Annotated in this window: 10 protein-coding genes, 5 tRNA genes and 1 other RNA gene; 11 read left to right on the forward strand and 5 right to left on the reverse strand. The window is 70.4% G+C overall.

The genetic code is table 11. The features are described from left to right. Window positions 1-32: 32 nt before the first annotated feature. Window positions 33-887, reverse strand: a complete 855-nt coding sequence (locus K8625_RS33245) for a lysophospholipid acyltransferase family protein (RefSeq protein WP_141328441.1) — start codon at window positions 885-887, stop codon at window positions 33-35. A gap of 405 nt (window positions 888-1,292) precedes the next feature. Between K8625_RS33245 and K8625_RS33250 the strand changes: the two genes are divergently transcribed. After that, window positions 1,293-1,943: a triacylglycerol lipase gene (locus K8625_RS33250; protein WP_141328455.1), complete on the forward strand. Its 651-nt coding sequence runs from the start codon at window positions 1,293-1,295 to the stop codon at window positions 1,941-1,943. 3 nt (window positions 1,944-1,946) lie between these two features. Here the strand turns inward: K8625_RS33250 and K8625_RS33255 are convergent, their stop codons facing one another. From K8625_RS33255 to K8625_RS33265, 3 genes are all read right to left on the reverse strand, one after another. Then, complete coding sequence (locus K8625_RS33255; protein WP_223784967.1) at window positions 1,947-2,888, reverse strand: polysaccharide deacetylase family protein; 942 nt, start codon at window positions 2,886-2,888, stop codon at window positions 1,947-1,949. 20 nt (window positions 2,889-2,908) lie between these two features. Continuing rightward, complete coding sequence (locus tag K8625_RS33260) at window positions 2,909-3,619, reverse strand: glycosyltransferase family 2 protein (RefSeq protein WP_141328445.1); 711 nt, start codon at window positions 3,617-3,619, stop codon at window positions 2,909-2,911. Between the two features lie 90 nt (window positions 3,620-3,709). Continuing rightward, window positions 3,710-5,023, reverse strand: coding sequence for an NAD(P)/FAD-dependent oxidoreductase (locus tag K8625_RS33265; RefSeq protein WP_223784968.1), 1,314 nt, complete (start codon window positions 5,021-5,023; stop codon window positions 3,710-3,712). A gap of 202 nt (window positions 5,024-5,225) precedes the next feature. Here K8625_RS33265 and K8625_RS33270 point away from each other — a divergent pair, with 202 nt between their 5' ends. The 9 genes from K8625_RS33270 (at window position 5,226) to ffs (ending at window position 12,488) form a co-directional block, all read left to right on the forward strand. Then, entirely contained in the window at window positions 5,226-9,827 is a 4,602-nt protein-coding gene (locus K8625_RS33270) for a tetratricopeptide repeat protein (RefSeq protein ID WP_223784969.1), read from the forward strand. Window positions 9,828-9,963: 136 nt separating this feature from the next. Continuing rightward, window positions 9,964-11,244, forward strand: a complete 1,281-nt coding sequence (gene serS, locus K8625_RS33275; RefSeq protein WP_223785001.1) for a serine--tRNA ligase — start codon at window positions 9,964-9,966, stop codon at window positions 11,242-11,244. A gap of 114 nt (window positions 11,245-11,358) precedes the next feature. Beyond that, window positions 11,359-11,445, forward strand: a tRNA-Ser gene (locus tag K8625_RS33280). Window positions 11,446-11,487: 42 nt separating this feature from the next. Further along, window positions 11,488-11,577, forward strand: a tRNA-Ser gene (locus K8625_RS33285). Between the two features lie 30 nt (window positions 11,578-11,607). Then, window positions 11,608-11,681, forward strand: a tRNA-Arg gene (locus K8625_RS33290). Between the two features lie 23 nt (window positions 11,682-11,704). Continuing rightward, window positions 11,705-12,172, forward strand: a complete 468-nt coding sequence (gene tadA, locus K8625_RS33295; RefSeq protein ID WP_141332762.1) for a tRNA adenosine(34) deaminase TadA — start codon at window positions 11,705-11,707, stop codon at window positions 12,170-12,172. Between the two features lie 6 nt (window positions 12,173-12,178). Further along, a tRNA-Ser gene (locus tag K8625_RS33300) sits at window positions 12,179-12,265 on the forward strand. A 13-nt stretch (window positions 12,266-12,278) separates the two neighbouring features. Beyond that, a tRNA-Ser gene (locus K8625_RS33305) sits at window positions 12,279-12,365 on the forward strand. 30 nt (window positions 12,366-12,395) lie between these two features. After that, window positions 12,396-12,488: signal recognition particle sRNA small type (gene ffs, locus K8625_RS33310), an RNA gene on the forward strand. A 97-nt stretch (window positions 12,489-12,585) separates the two neighbouring features. On the opposite strand, the gene K8625_RS33315 is transcribed toward ffs, so the two are convergent. Then, complete coding sequence (locus K8625_RS33315; protein ID WP_223784970.1) at window positions 12,586-14,037, reverse strand: glycosyltransferase family 39 protein; 1,452 nt, start codon at window positions 14,035-14,037, stop codon at window positions 12,586-12,588. 109 nt (window positions 14,038-14,146) lie between these two features. Between K8625_RS33315 and K8625_RS33320 the strand changes: the two genes are divergently transcribed. Beyond that, on the forward strand, window positions 14,147-15,685 hold the full coding sequence (locus K8625_RS33320; protein WP_223784971.1) for an NAD(P)/FAD-dependent oxidoreductase: 1,539 nt from the start codon (window positions 14,147-14,149) through the stop codon (window positions 15,683-15,685). Window positions 15,686-15,720 lie beyond the last annotated feature (35 nt).

Consider the following 15,720-nt stretch of genomic DNA (forward strand, 5'->3'; position numbering starts at 1 on the left):
TCTCTTGGTCCCGCGACTCCGGGCGTAATCGCTCACCAGAACACCCCGCGGCGCTCCTTGAGGCCCTGGTGGAGCATGGACTGGATGGCCGCCTTCACGGTGCGGACCTTCTTGTCCAGCTCGCTGTCCTCGTCGTCGGGGCGCCCCGAGAAGTGCATCGGGTCCCCGAAGTAGATGCGGTACTTCGTGGGCAGCGGGAAGGGCACGCCCGTGGGGGTGATGGGGAACGACGGGAAGCCCAGCAGCTTCGCCACCGGCTTGAGGTCCATGAGCGCGGGGGCCTGCTCCTCGGCGCCCACGACGGCCACGGGGACGATGGGCGTGCGCGTCTCCAGCGCCAGGCGCATGAAGCCCAGGCCGAACTCCTGGAGCTGGTAGCGCTGGGGCCACAGCTTGTTGATGCCGCGCAGCCCCTCCGGGAAGACGAGGATGGCCTCGTCGGACTCGAGCAGCCGCCGGCAGTTCTCCGGCGTGCCGACAATCTGCCCCATGCGCGCCATGAAGGTGGAGACGTACGGCAGCGAGGGCACCCACTTCTCCACCATGCTGCGCATGGCGCGGGGGGGACTTGCCTCCAGCATCAGCGACACGCCAATCATGGCGCCGTCCAGCGGCAGCTGCCCGGAGTGGTTGGACACCAGCAGCACGCGGCCGGCGGGGACCTTCTCGACGCCGAAGGTCTCCACGCGGAAGTAGTTGCGGTAGAGCCACAGGAAGGGCGCCACGGCGGACAGGCTGAAGTCCAGGTTGTACCCGAAGGGGTCCACCCCGTACTCGTTCTGCGGCCGGGCCAGGGCCTGCATCCGTTCCTTCTGCTCGTCGTTGGCCAGGCGGTCGGTCCAGTCGCGCAGGCCCTTCTTCACTCGGTCGCCGAGTCGCTCCAGCATGGTCCCGGCTCTTTACACCACCGGCCCTTCCACCGGGAGTGGAGAAACCCTCCCCCGCGCCGGGCCCGGGCCCGGGGACGTGGCGTTGGGCTCCGGACAGTCCGTGAAGGGCGGCCATCCCCGGGGATGCCGAGGGGCTGGCGCGACCGGGGTGCGCCTGGGTGTAGGCTCCCGCGGGAGGGGAATGAGCGACGGGCGGGGCCGTTTCGTCGCGTGGACGCCGATGGGGCCCTTCATGGACAGCCGGGAGTGCACTGCGTGACGGGAAGGGTGTGCGCCATCGACTCGCGTGAACGGATGCGCCGGGGGTCCCTTGCGAGCGGGGAGTGACATCGCCATGTCCCGCCCTGCATGCGCGCGATGCTCGTCCTGCTGGCCCTGGCGTGGTTCTGCGAGGGGTGCGCCATGACGGCGTCGTCCCTCGCGGTGTCGCCGCGGCGGGCGCCCGTGGAGCAGCGCGCGCCGGTGTTGCTGGTGCACGGCATCGGTGATGACGCCAGCGCCTTCGACGCCCTGCGCGGCCGGCTGGAGCAGGAGGGCTGGCCGCATGTCCACGCCATCTCCCTGGTCCCCAACAACGGCAGCGAGGGCATCCCCGCGTTGGCGCGGCAGGTGGCGCGGGAGGCCGAGGCGCTGCGTGCGCGCACCGGCGCCCGTCGTGTGGACGTGGTGGGCTTCAGCATGGGCGCGCTGGTCAGCCGCTACTGGGTGCAGCTGTTGGGCGGCAGGCTGGTGGTGCGGCGCTTCATCTCCATCTCCGGGCCTCACGCGGGCACGGGCCTGGCGTTCCTGGGACGCGGCAAGGGCGTGACCCAGATGCGCCCGGGCAGCCGGCTCTTGCGCGCGCTCCAGCAGGACCCGCGCCCCTGGGGCGCCACGGAGGTGCACAGCTTCTGGACGCCCTGGGATTTGACCATCCTCCCCGCCTCCAGCTCGCGGCTGCCCGGCGCCAGCGAGCGAAGGTTCCCCGTGCTGCTGCACCCGTGGATGCTCACGGACCGGCGCGTGCACGACGCGGTGGTGGACGTGCTCGGCTCGCCCGCGGTGGCGCGCTGAGGCTCAGACGCTCGCGGACAGGCGCCCGGCCGCGTCGCGCAGGGTGACGACGTCGCACTCCGAGCGCAGCCAGCCGAAGACTTCGCGCAGCCGCTCCAGCTTGCGCGCCGCGCCGACGCGCAAGTCCCGCTGCTGGCGCACCAGCTCGCCGGGGATGCCGTCCGTCGCGTCGAGCACGTCGACCCCGTGCAGCTCGAAGTTGAAGAAGGGGTCGCGTCGGCACGCGCGCCAGGCTCCGCGCAGCGAGCGCAGGGGCAGCGTGGTGGCGAAGGTGCCGATGAACGGGAAGCGCAGCGCGGGCGTCACCGCCATGGGCAGTTCCAGCACGGAGCCTGTGCCACGCCGGTAGGGATTCGCGGGGTCCGGCCGGTACGGCGCGCGCGGCGCGAGCAGCACCCGGGGCGTGTCGAGCACCGAGCGCGAGGGCCGGCCGACCAGGGCCAGCGCCCCCATCACCGCCGCCTTCGCCGCGTAGTACGGCGCGGCCGGGAAGGCGGAGGAGCCGTACTGGTAGCCCAGCGCCTGGGTGGCGGCGTAGAGGTCCGCGTTGAGCGTGTAGCCCGGCGCGCGGAAGCCCACCGGGCGCGTGCCCGTGGCCTGGAGGATGACGTCATCGGCGCGGCGCAGGTCCGCGAGGATGGCGTCCGGTCCCCGGCGCGTGAGCGCGTAGTCGTGGGCGTGGCTGTGGCTCGCCACCTCGATGCCCGCCTCGTGGGCGGCGCGCATGCCGGCGGCGGCGACGGGGTCCGACTCCAGGTCCTCGCCGATGGCGAAGAAGGTGCCGGGCACGCCCAGCGCGTCCCACAGCTCGCGGAAGCGAGGCACCGCCACCTGGTGCACCAGCGAGCGGGCGCGCGCGTCCAGGAGCGACTCCGGCAGCCCGTGGATGCGGCAGTAGTGCGGCAGCGAGTCCAGGTCGACGGAGATGGACGCAATCCTCGTCACGGCGCGCCCCCTGCTTCGCGTCAGGTGCCGCGCACGCGGATGACGTAGAACAGCTTGCCCACGTTCTTGAGCACGTTGGGCACGCGCTTGAAGAGGTGGATGGACGGCTGGCGCTTCTCGTGGAGCTGGATGGGAATCTCCATCACCTTCAGCCCCTCGCGCCACGCGCGGATGACGAACTCGCTGGCGAACACGTCCATGTCCACCACGCACTTCTGGATGACGGGCAGGAGCGCCTCGCGGCGGAAGGCCTTGAGGCCGTGCGTGTCCGTGCCCTGGAAGCCCAGCGTCACCTTGAGCAGCTTGTTGTGCACCCGCGTGGCCGCGCGGCGGATGAGCGGGCGCTGGTCGCTGGCGCCCTTGGCCGCCTTGGAGCCCACCACCATGTCCGCCTCACCCCGCTCCAGCCGCGGCAGCGCCGCGTCGTAGAAGGTGACGTCGCACAGGTCGATCTCGTCGCAGATGACGTACGTGCCCCGGGCCATGAGGATGCCAGCCTTGAGGGCGACGCCGTAGTTGGGACGCTCGGAGTGGAACCAGCGCATCCGAGGGTGCTTCGCGCACAGCGCGTCGAGGATGCTCGTGGTGGCATCCTTCGAGCCGTTCTCCGCGAAGATGATTTCGTAGTCGAGCCCACGCGCATCCAGCCCCTGGCGCAACTCCTCCGCCGCCGAGGCGATGATGGACTCCTCGTTGTAGACCGGGATGACGACGGACAGGTGCGGTGCCATGGAATCACGTCCGGACGAGCGACAGTCCGGTCCGCCTAGCATGCCGCGCGGCACCCGTCGACAAGATGCGTCGGAAGTCGCAGACGTCCGTCAGCCGTTCAGCGTCCGGGCACAGGCCCGCCCGCCGAGGATGGCATCCTCCATGGACGAGTACTCCCACTGCCCGTAGCGCCCCGCCGTCTGGATGCCGGCGTGCTCCAGGAAACGGAGGATTTCCGCCTTCGCTGGACCGTAGGCCTCGTCGTAGAGGACATACGCGTGGGGAATCTCCCGCGCGTGGGCGAAGAGGACGTCGTCCGCGGAGTGGATCATCTGGGAGCGCAGCAGGTCCTGCACCGCGTACTGCTCGGCGGTGGCCGGGGCCAGCTCGCCGTGGTGGCTGTACTCCACGTAGAAGGTGGACGTGTCCCTGGGCGCCAGCGCGTCGTAGACGGCCGACGGCGAGCCGATGCGGTACGTGTGGAACTCCGGCTCCGGCAGGTAGATCCAATGCCAGGGCTGGCGGTTGGGCCCGCGCGCGGCCACGGCGACGTAGGTGACGGTGGTGGCGCGAAGGCGCTTCGCCGCGGCGACCACCTCGTCGGGCACGCCCGAGGCCCCTTGCGCGAGCAGCCGCACCAGCCCCGGCAGGGACACGGAGGAGACGAGGCCCGAGTACGACAGCGTCCGGCCGTCGTTCAGCACCACCTTGCGCGCCTTCCAGTCGATGGAGGTGGGCTCGGTGTTCAGGCTCAGCTCGCCGCCCTTCAGGTCGCGCAGCATGGCGCGCGCCAGGCTCTCGATGCCGCCCTCGCGCGGGTAGAGGAAGGACGCGTTGTAGCCCACCGCGTCGCTGCCGGCGCCCAGCGCCCCGTCCACCACCTCCTTGAGCGAGGGGCGCGGCACGAAGCGGCCCACCCAGGCGGCGGACATCTCGCGCGGGTGCACCGTCCAGAGCTTCTGGTTGTAGGGCACCATGAAGTTCTTCGCGAAGCCCTCGCCCATGTAGCGGAGGATGAACTCCTCGAAGTCGCGGGGCTCGCGCTCGCGCAGGGCGCGGCCCTTCTCGCCGTAGATGGCGTCCACGTAGCCGATGAGGTTCTCGGAGACGACCTCGGGCGGCAGCCCGTGCGTGTTCACCTGGTACGGGAAGCGGGTGAAGACGCCGCGCGTGAAGATGCCCGCCTTGCGCTGGATGCGGACCATCTGCCCCGGCAGCCACCGCGTGTTGACGAGCTCCTGGATTTCAGGGTCGCGCAGGTGGAGCCAATGGCCGGTGGGGTCGAAATAACACCCGTCGATGACCTCGGTCTTGATGAGCCCGCCGACGCGCTCGGACTTCTCGATGAGGCGCCAGGGCTTCTGGAGGAAGTGGGCGGTGGACAGGCCCGCGAGCCCCGCTCCGAGGATGACGATGGGTTCCATGGCGGGTCGGTCCTACCACCTCCTCCCGGTGAGGGGGGAGCCGAACGCGCGGTGGGCGGAAACGCGGAGCCGACGGGGCCCTCGGATGCTCGCCTGGGGAGGCGGGGGCGGAACAACGCCCCCAGTGCGGGCTTGCGCGTTCTTTCCGGGCTGGAAACGCCTCTGCTACCCTGCGCCGCGCCGGTCCTGTCGAAGGAACCCCATGAAAGTCTCCTGCCCGTCTTGCCAGACGAATTACAACATCGATGACAAGCGGATCCCCCCGGGTGGCGCGAAGCTCAAATGCGCCCGGTGCCAGACCACCTTCCCCATCAAAGCCGAGGCCGTGAGCGCTCCGGCGCCCGCCGCCGCCATTCCCCTCCCGGGACAGGCCAGCGCGCCCGCCGCCATTCCCCTCCCCGGCGCCGCGCCATCCGGCGCCATGGGTGCGAGCGCCGAGGCCATTCCGCTCCCCGGCGCCGCGCCCCAGTCGGGCGGCTTCGGCTACGACGCCGGCGCCATTCCGCTGCCCGGCAGCGCCCCTCAGGCGGATGCCTTCGGCGGCGGCGCGATTCCGCTGCCCGGCGCCGCTCCCTCGGGTGCCATCGCCATGGGTGCGGGTCCCGAGGCCATTCCACTCCCCGGCGCCGCGCCCCAGGCAGCCCCCTACGGCTACGACGCGGGGGCCATTCCGCTCCCCGGCGCCGCGCCCCAGGCGGACGCCTTCGGCTACGACGCCGGCGCCATTCCGCTGCCCGGCAGCGCCCCTCAGGCCGCCCCCTACGGCTACGACGCGGGCGCGATTCCGCTGCCCGGCGCCGCGCCCCAGGACGCCTTCGGTGACAACGCCGGCGCCATCCCGCTGCCCGGCGCCGCCTCGGCCGTTGACGCCATCCCCCTGCCCGGCGCCGCGCCCCAGGCGGATGCGTTCGGCACGGGCTTCGACGACGCGGAGCCTCCTGCGCGCCAGGACCGCGACGTGACGCGTGTCGTGGCCATTCCGATGCCCAACGCCGCGTTCCCGGAGCAGGCCGCCCCGCCCGCCCGGGCCAACGGCACGCGCGACTTCGACTTCTCCGATGACGCGCTGGCGCCGCCCGTGGACCTGGACCCGTCCTCGTCCTTCAGCCAGCCCGACACACTCGGCACCGCGCGCGACTTCGACTTCTCCGACGACTCGCTGCCCGTCCCCGCGCAGCCCCAGCCGGAGGCGGACCCGTTCGCCTTCGACGTCGAGTCGCCGAGCGGCGAGGCCACCGCCTTCGCCCTGCCCCCGACGCCCGCGCCCGGACACGCCAGCGCCCCCGTCGAGGCGAACCCGTTCGCGCTGCCGCCTCCGCCCGCGTACTCGCAGCCGCCCGTCAACGACGACCCGTTCGCGCTGCCTCCACCCCCCGCGTACGCACAGGCCCCCGTGAACGACGACCCGTTCGCGCTGCCCCCGCCTCCCGCGTACTCGCAGCCGCCCGTGAACGACGACCCGTTCGCGCTGCCTCCGCCTCCCGCGTACTCGCAGCCGCCCGTCGACGCGGATCCGTTCACGATGCCCCCGCCTGCCGACGGTGGCCCTTCGTTCGACTTCGCCGAGCTGCCGATGCCCGCGGATCCGTTCGCGGCCGCGCCACCGGTGGCCTCGCCCGGGCTGGACTTCTCGGATTTGCCGGCCCCCGCCGCGCCCGCGATGGACTTCGCTGACCTGCCGGCCCCCGCCGCGCCGCCGCAGGACCTGTCGTTCGACTTCGCCGCGCCCTCCGCGCCCGCGCCGATGCCGGACTTCAGCCTCGACTTCGCCGAGCCCCCGCCCCAGGCCGCGCCCCCGCCGCCCGCGCCCTTCAACCCCGCGGTGGACTTCGGCGACGTGGACTTCGGCTCGCCCCCGCCCTCGGCGTCGCCCGGCATCCCGGACTCGCTCGAGTTCGACCCCACCGCGCGCCCCGCGGATGACCTGGAGGCGGACCTGTCGGATCCGCTGCCTCCGCCGCCCAACGCCGGCCCCGCCGACGGCCTGGAGATGTTGTCGTTCATCGACGACGCCGCCGGCCGCGACGCGGGCGCCCAGGCGGGCGCGAAGGTGCGCCGCTTCCACGTGCGCCGCCGCTCGGGCAAGGTGTTCGGCCCGTTCGACGAGGGCGTCGTCGTGAAGATGCTCGAGGATGGCCAGCTGCTCGGCAACGAGGACGTCTCGCTCGACTCCGAGTCCTGGTCCGCCATCGGCACCATCCCCACGTTCGCCGCCGCCATCCAGCGGCTGATGGAGGGCCCGGCCAAGGTGGTGGCGGCCGCGCCCGTCGCCGCGTCCGACTCGCCCAGCGCCCCCACCGCGGACGCCAACGGCCAGCAGGCGAACATGCGCCGGCTGGAGCAGCTCTACGAGGGCCGCATGGCGGCCGTCTCCGTGGTGGACCGCAGCGGCGCCAACGAGAAGCTCAAGAAGCGCGTCCCCATGTTCATCGCCGCCGGCGTCGGCGTGGTGCTGCTGGGCATCGGCGCGGGCACCGAGTTCGGCACGCGCTACGGCGCCTTCGGCCGCCGGGCCCTGTTCCCCGCGCGCGTCTCCGACGGCTCGCCCCAGGCCCAGCTGGTGAGCCAGGCCCAGCAGGCCCTGCTCCAGGACACCTTCGCCAGCTACAAGCAGGCCCACACGCTCTCCGCCCAGGCGCTCCAGGAGAAGGAGTACCCGGCGGTGCGCTCGCTGTGGTGCCAGTCCGTCTACTACCTGCAGCGCAGGTACGCCGCCGCGGACGCGTCCGACATGGCCCGCTGCCGCGACGGCATGGCGGACATCGAGCTGCTCGGTGAGAAGGACGTCGACTTCATCAAGGTGACGGCCTCGCTCGCGCTCACCTCGCGGCAGGCGGACGCCGCGCTGGCGCCGCTCCTGGACGCGTACTCGCGGGAGGGCAACCAGGGCGACCTGGAGCTGGCCTTCCTCGTGGCCGAGGCCCAGACGATGAAGCGCGACTTCAACGGCGCCATCGAGACGCTGAAGAAGGTACTCGCCGCCGACGGCAAGTCCGCCAAGGCCCACCACGCGCTGGGCAACCTGCACCAGGCCGCCGGCCGCGCCGACGAGGCCGCCGCCGCCTACGCCGCCGCGCTCGAGGCGGACCGCAAGCACGCCTCGTCCGCCGTGGAGCTCGCCGCCGTGCAGCTCCTGGTGCGCAAGGACGCGGAGAAGGGCGCCCAGTCCGTCGACGAGGCCCTGGCCGAGGACGTCCAGTCCGCGCTGGGCCCGGCGGAGCTCGCCCGCGCCCGGGGCCTCAAGGGCGTGGCGCTCTTCCATCAGCACAAGCCCAAGGAGGCCGAGGCCGAGCTGAAGTCCGCGATGGAGAAGGACCCGCAGTCCGACTTCCTCAAGGCCCAGCTGGCCCACGTGCTGCGCGCCCAGCGCAACTACGAGGGCGCCCTGCCCCTCTACACGGCGCTCGCGTCGGAGGAAGGCGACAACCTGGAGTACGCCGACGGCCACATCACCTCGCTGGTGATGACCGGCAAGATGCAGGCGGCGCTGGACGCCGTGCAGAAGGCCAGCCAGCGCTTCCCCAACGAGGCGCGCATCGCGTACCTCTACGGCCGCATCGAGGACGCGCTGGACAAGCTCTCCGAGGCGGAGGGCCACTACAAGCGCGCCATCGCCGCGGACGCCAACCTGGTGGAGGCGAACCTCTACCTGGGCCGCTTCTACCTGCGTCAGCGCCGCAACGCGGAGGCCCGCACCCAGCTGGAGCAGGCCGCCACCAAGGCCCCGGACCTGGCCGGCGTGCGCGCGGGTCTGGGCGAGCTGGCCCTGGCGGAGAACAACGCCCTGTTGGGCCAGCAGGAGTTCGAGCGCGCCGTGCAGCTGGACCCCAACCTCGCCGACGCCCACCTGGGCCTGTCGCGCGTGGCGCTGCTCAACGGTGACCTGGAGAAGGCCCAGACGGAGGCCAACCGCGCCCTGGAGCTGGACCCGCACCTGTTGAAGGACGGCCGGCTGCAGCGCGGACTCGTGCTGTGGCGGCTGGGCAAGCTCGACGAGGCCGTGGCGGAGCTGGAGAAGGCCAAGGGCGAGGACCCGCGCTCCACCACCATCCCCATCACCCTGGGCGCGGTGCTGCTGGAGCGGGGCGATTTGCCCGGCGCGGAGAGCAACCTGGGCCTGGCGCTCAGCAACGAGCCCTCCAACCACGAGGCGCTCTACTACCTGGCCCTGGTGAAGGCGAAGCGGCTGGAGTTCACCCAGGCCATGGACGCCATGCGCAAGGCCGTGGAGCGCGCCCCCAAGCGCCCCGACTACCACTACGCCTACGGCGTCATCCTGCGCGACGCCAAGCAGCTCCCCGACGCCATCCGCGAGTGGAACACCGCTGTGGAGCTGGACCCGGCCAACGCCGACGCGCACGAGGCCCTGGGCCACGCCCACCTGGAGAACAGCGAGTTCGACGAGGCCATCGAGTCCTTCGAGGCCAGCCTCAAGTCGGACCCGCGCCGCACCCGCGTGCTCGGCTCCATTGGTGACGCCTACTTCAACGCCGCCCGCTGGAACGACGCCATCAAGCGCTACCAGACGGCGCTCAAGGCGGACACCAAGCTCACGTACGTCTACTACAAGGTCGCCCGCGCCTTCACCGAGCAGACCCAGCACGCCAAGGCCATCGACTGGTACCGCAAGGCCGCCGACGCCGAGCCGGAGAACGCGATGACCTACTACTACCTGGGCTTCGCCTATAAGGAGAAGAACAAGCGCAAGGAAGCCGTCCAGGCCTTCAAGGACTACCTGGTGAAGAAGCCGGACGCGACCGACAAGAAGGACATCGAGGAAGAGATCTACGACCTGCAGAACTAGCCGGCAGCCGACAGCCGGCCGTCCTCCCGGGGATGGCCGGCGTCAGGCACCTGTCGCCCGGGGCGTCCGCCCTTGAGCACCCCGGGCGCGAGGAACCTTGCTGACGCCCACCAAGGGTGACTACAAGGCGTCCCCCATGCTGGACCTCCGGTACGTTGCGCAGAACTTCGATGCGGTCGTCGCTCGCCTGAAGACGCGGGGCGGCAACCTGGACCTCGGCCCCTTCCAGCGCCTCTTCTCCGAGCGCGGCGAGCTGTACCGCGCCACGGAGTCCCTCGCCGCGCGCCGTAACGCCGCCAACGAGGAGATGAAGAAGAAGGCGAAGGAGGACCCCCAGGCGCTGGACGCGCTGCGCGGCGACCTCCGCGCCGTCTCCCAGGAGATCAAGGAGAAGGACAGCCGCCTCAAGGAGGTGGAGGAGGAGATCAACCGCATCCTCCTGCTCATCCCCAACCTCCCCCACGAGTCGGTGCCCGTGGGCGAGAGCGCGGACCAGAACGTCCAGGTGAAGAGCTGGGGTGAGAAGCCCAACCTGCCCTTCACGCCCAAGCAGCACTTCGAGCTGGGCGAGAAGCTGGGCATGCTCGACTTCGAGCGCGCCGCGAAGGTGTCCGGCAGCCGCTTCACCTTCTACAAGGGCGCGCTGGCCAGGCTGGAGCGGGCGCTCGTCACGTTCATGATCGATGTGCACACCCAGAAGGGTTACACGGAGCTGCTCCCGCCCTACCTGGTGCTGCGCGAGACGATGATGGGGACGGGCCAGCTGCCCAAGTTCGAGGACGACGCCTTCAAGACGCTGGGCGACCCCGAGCGCTTCCTCATCCCCACGTCGGAAGTGCCCGTCACCAACTACCACGCGGACGAAATCCTCGAGGGCGAGTCGATGCCCATCCGCTACTGCGCCTTCAGCCCGTGCTTCCGCGCGGAGGCGGGCGCGGCCGGCAAGGACACCCGCGGCCTCATCCGCCAGCACCAGTTCCACAAGGTGGAGATGGTGAAGTTCGCCCAGCCGGACAAGAGCCTGGACGAGCTCGAGGCCATGACGGACGACGCGTGCGACATCCTGCGGCGGCTCGGCCTGCACCACCGGGTGATGCTGCTGTGCACCGGCGACATGGGCTTCTCGGCCCGCAAGACCTACGACATCGAGGTCTGGCTGCCGGGACAGAACGCCTACCGGGAGATTTCGTCCTGCTCGGACTGCGGCGACTTCCAGGCGCGCCGCGCGAAGATCCGCTTCCGTCCCCAGAAGGGAGACAAGCCCCAGCTCGCTCACACCCTGAACGGCAGTGGCCTGGCCGTGGGCCGCACGTCCATCGCCATCCTGGAGAACTACCAGCGCGACGACGGCACCGTGGCCATCCCGGAGGTCCTCTGGCCGTACATGGGAGGGCTCAAGGAGCTCAAGCCGCTGTAGCGAAGCAGCGTGGCGAAAAGGTGTGATCATCCGCTTGCAACGGGCGAAGAATCAGGTAGAAGGGCGGCCCCACGGTCGACGTCGGTCCGAGGGACACCGCCGGCTGGGTTGTTTGGAGGCGTGGCCGAGCGGTTGAAGGCAGCGGTCTTGAAAACCGCAGAGGGTGCAAGCTCTCCGTAGGTTCGAATCCTACCGCCTCCGAAAATGTTCTTGAGTTTTGCGGTTCTTTGACAGAGAAGAGTTGGAGAGATGGCCGAGAGGCTGAAGGCACAGGTTTGCTAAACCTGCATACTCGAAAGGGTATCGAGGGTTCGAATCCCTCTCTCTCCGCCACTTGTCGTTGTAGCAGCGCGTGAAGATTTTGCTCCCTTAGCTCAGCTGGATAGAGCGTCGGACTACGAATCCGAAGGCCGGAGGTTCGAATCCTCCAGGGAGCGCTCCCTTCTCTCACGCCGTCTCCATGAGTGACGACGAAGCTTTCATGCAGCAGGCGCTCGCGCTCGCGCGGGAAGCCGCGACACTCGGAGAGGTCCCCGTCGGTGCGGTTGCCGTCCATGATGGAAACATCATCGGCACGGGCTTCAACCGCCGCGAAGTGGATCGCAACCCCCTCGCCCATGCGGAAGTCCTCGCACTGGATGCCGCTCGCAGGCATCTCGGGGTCTGGCGGTTGACGGGCGTCACCCTGTACGTGACGTTGGAGCCGTGTGCCATGTGTGCCGGAGCGCTGGTCCAGTCCAGGGTGACTCGCCTCGTGTTTGGCGCCATGGACCCGAAAGCCGGCGCGGTCGGCTCTCTCTACAATCTGGCCGAGGAGCCCCGGCACAACCACCGGCTCCAGGTCACTCGTGGTATCCTCGCTGAGGACAGCGCGACTCTTCTCAAAACGTTCTTCGGGCGCCTGCGCGCGAAGCGACGCGACAATTGAATACTTGGAGAGCTGGCCGAGTGGTCGAAGGCACCTGACTCGAAATCAGGCATACCGGTAACGGTATCGTAGGTTCGAATCCTACGCTCTCCGCTCCAGACTTTCTGGAGAGGTGGCCGAGCGGTTGAAGGCGCACGCCTGGAACGCGTGTATATCTGAAAGGGTATCGTGGGTTCGAATCCCACCCTCTCCGTTGTTGATACTGCAGTTGATGTCTACAGCCTTTGTGGTCGGGACAACGTGGGGGCGCGAACCCCGCCAGGTCCGGAAGGAAGCAACGGTAGCGTACCACCGCGTGTGTCCCGGCCGTTCTGAAGAGCCAGTCTCCGTTTCGGAGGCTGGCTCTTCGCCTTTGCGGGGTACGGAGTCCGCCCTGAGCCAGAGCGCCTGACGGGCGCCCTCCCCTGTCGACCTCAGTCGCGGACGAGCAGCGTCTCGCGGCCGATGCGCTTCTCGATTCGGAAGCCGCCTGCCTGGAGCTCGGGCAGGGCCCGGTCCTCGAAGGAGACGGCGCGGTTGAAGGTCCGGTCGTTCAGCCCTCGCTGGAAGGCGTCGTCGCGGGGCCAGTCACAGGTGAGCCAGGGGATGCGCTGGCCCAGGTAGAAGAAGCCGCCGGAGCCCCAGAGCCCCTCGTTGACGATGAGCAGCCCCGTGGCGCCGCCCATCCGTGTCGACGCGACGATGGCTCGGAACTGGTCCGCCCGCAGGTCCTGGGGAGGGAACCAGCGGGCGGAGAAGAGCCCCGTCACCAGCGCCATCGCCGTCACGCCCCATCGAGCGGATGCGGGAACGCGCGTGGTGAGGAGGTCCGCGACGACGGGCGCCGCCGCGAGCACGCCCAGCACCAGCGCCGGGTAGAGGAAGCGCTCCTCCTTGTGCGCGGTGACGAGCAGCACGCCCAGGTAGACGGCGGCGCACGTCAGCGGCAGGGACACGCCTCGCCGCCCCGCTCGCAGGCCCAGGGGCACCGCGACCCAGGCCCAACCGGGAACGGCCGTCACCAGGGGGAGCAGGTAGAAGCCGGGAGCCGCCGAGCCGAAGCGGGCCGCGGCCTCGCCCGAGAGGACGTTGAAGCGGACGTAGGTGAAGAACGAGTGGAAGGGGCTGCCCCAGGTGAGGTGGTCCAGGAGTCCCAGGCCCGCCGCGACGACGAGCCCGCCCAGGCAGGTGAAGGCCAGCATCCGCCAGCGCCGGGCCACCAGCAGATAGAGCAGCGCGGTGAGGACACAGATGGCGGACGGGTAGCGCGTCACCACCGCGAGCCCCAGCGCGACGCCACCGAGGAGCCCTGCCCGCGTCTCGCGCTCGCGCCGGTCCAGGGCCTCCATGGCCACCACCAGGAAGGAGGTGGAGAAGGACTCCGCCAGGGTGCGGCCCGCGAAGACGAGCACCGGCCCGTAGAGGCCCACCAGCAGGACGGCCAGCCAGCCTCCCGAGACGCCTGTACGCCGGGCGGCGAAGCGGTACGCGGCCCACAGGCTCCACGCATGCAGCGCGAGCTGGGGCAGGGCCGTCATCGCGCGGTAGCCCTGGGGGTCGGTGATGCCCAGCATCCCCGCCAGTTTCAGGAAGCCGGCCAGGACTCCCGGGACAGCCCAGTTACGGATGCCATCGCGCCACTCCCACGCCAGCACGCCGTAGCCATGCACGCGCCAGTACGCGGGCTCCAGCGCCTGGAACACCTCGTCGGGGTGGATGCGGCCCAGTTGGGCCACGGCGATGACAGCGGGCAGGAGTGCCACGACGACGAGGGCCGCCCTCGCGAGGAGGGAGGGGCTCGCCGGAGGATGTGGCCGAGCGACATCCGACGGCAGGGGCTCGGGCGACATGGGCGGGGTGGGCGTCTCGGGCAGGGCGGCGGACACGGGCGCCCGGGACTCTCCCCGGCCCGGCGGCGAGGTGCAAGCCAGCGGACGTTTGTCCCCCAGGGCTCCGCTCGGGTAGGAACGCGGTTCCCTCGAGAAGGAGCAGGCCATGCCGGACGTCATCGTGGTGGGAGCGGGACACAACGGACTCGTGACAGCGGCGATGCTCGCGCGCAGGGGCCTGTCCGTCACCGTCCTGGAGGAGAAGGACGTCATCGGCGGAGCGTGCCGGACGGAGTACCCGTTCAAGAGCGCGCCCGGACTGGGCGTGTCCACGGGCGCGTACCTGCTGGGACTGATGCCGCCGGAACTCCTGCGCGAGCTGGAGCTGGACCTGCCCCTCAAGCGGAGGGACCCGCACTACTTCCTGCCCACCACGGGTGAGCGCTATCTGCTGTTCGGCTCGGACGAGCGCGAGCTGAAGCGCCAGTTCCTCGAGTTCTTCTCGCAGGCGGACTGGGAGGCCAACCAGGCGATGAACGCGGAGCTGGCCGCGCTGCGTGACGACCTGGCGCCCGCGTGGCTCAAGCCGCCGCTGACCCACGAGGAGACCGCCGAGCGCTACATCCGGCCCGCGCTGCGCGAGCACTTCCTCAAGCTGTGTCGGGGCTCGGCGCGCCAGTACCTGGAGCGCTTCGGCTTCAAGTCCGACCTGGTGAAGGCGATGTACGCGGTGACGGACGCCTTCTCCGGACTGGACGGCGGCTATGACACGCCGGGCACGGGGATGAACCTGCTCGTCCACAACATGTGCCGGCTGCCGGGCAGCGGCGGCACGTGGATGATTGTCGGCGGCGGCATGGGCACCGTCACCCAGTCCATCGCCAACGTCGCGCGCAAGCACGGGGCCGTCATCCGCACGGGCGCCAAGGTGACGTCGGTGCGCGTGGACTCGGGCGTGGTGAAGGGTGTGGTGCTGGAGAACGGCGAGGAGATCCAGGCCTCCGTGGTCGTGTCCAACGGAGACCCGTTCCGCACGCTGAAGCTGGTGGACACCGCGGCACTGCCGGCGGACTACCGCGCGAAGGTGGGCGCGATGGCGGTGCCGGGCACCACGCTCAAGGTGAACCTGTGCCTGAAGGAGCTGCCGAGGTTCACCTGTCTGCCCGAGGACAAGGGCCAGTTCGGCCCCACCATCCACCTGCTGCCGCAGGAGGAAGACGTGCTCGGCGCGCTGGAGCGCTCGTACCGCGACACGCAGGCGGGCAGGCTGTCCGACTTCCCCTCCATCGAGTGGTACATCCACACCACCGTGGACCCGTCGCTGCGTGACGCCGAGGGCCGCCACAACTCCGCGCTCTTCGTGGAGTGGGTGCCCTACAAGCTCGAGGGCACGACGTGGGAGAAGGAGGAGTCGCGCTACGTGCAGCAGCTGCTGTCGGTGTGCGACCGCTTCGCGCCGGGGACCAGTGATCTGGTCCAGGAGTACTTCGCCCTCACGCCGCCGAAAATCGAGAGCCACTTCGGAATCACCGGCGGGCACATCCACCATGTGGACAACAAGCTGGGCTTCACCGACAGGCTGCCCTACGAGACGCCGGTGCAGGGGCTCTACTTCTGCAGCGCGGGCTGCCACCCGGCGGGCAGCGTCATCGGCGCGGCGGGGCACAACTCGGCCCAGGTCGTGCTGAAAGCGCTCGGACGCTGAGTCGCAGCGCCTGGAGATGGATCCTTCGCGCCGTC

Origin of the sequence: Myxococcus sp. AS-1-15, from assembly GCF_020037055.1 — a bacterium.
Taxonomy (GTDB): domain Bacteria; phylum Myxococcota; class Myxococcia; order Myxococcales; family Myxococcaceae; genus Myxococcus; species Myxococcus fulvus.

Coding starts and splice junctions, on each gene's coding strand:
- K8625_RS33270 (WP_223784969.1), top strand. CDS start 5,226: ATGAAAGTCTCCTGCCCGTCTTGCCAGACGAATTACAACATCGATGAC.
- serS (WP_223785001.1), top strand. CDS start 9,964: ATGCTGGACCTCCGGTACGTTGCGCAGAACTTCGATGCGGTCGTCGCT.
- K8625_RS33250 (WP_141328455.1), top strand. CDS start 1,293: ATGACGGCGTCGTCCCTCGCGGTGTCGCCGCGGCGGGCGCCCGTGGAG.
- K8625_RS33320 (WP_223784971.1), top strand. CDS start 14,147: ATGCCGGACGTCATCGTGGTGGGAGCGGGACACAACGGACTCGTGACA.
- K8625_RS33245 (WP_141328441.1), bottom strand. CDS start 887: ATGCTGGAGCGACTCGGCGACCGAGTGAAGAAGGGCCTGCGCGACTGG.
- K8625_RS33260 (WP_141328445.1), bottom strand. CDS start 3,619: ATGGCACCGCACCTGTCCGTCGTCATCCCGGTCTACAACGAGGAGTCC.
- K8625_RS33265 (WP_223784968.1), bottom strand. CDS start 5,023: ATGGAACCCATCGTCATCCTCGGAGCGGGGCTCGCGGGCCTGTCCACC.
- tadA (WP_141332762.1), top strand. CDS start 11,705: ATGAGTGACGACGAAGCTTTCATGCAGCAGGCGCTCGCGCTCGCGCGG.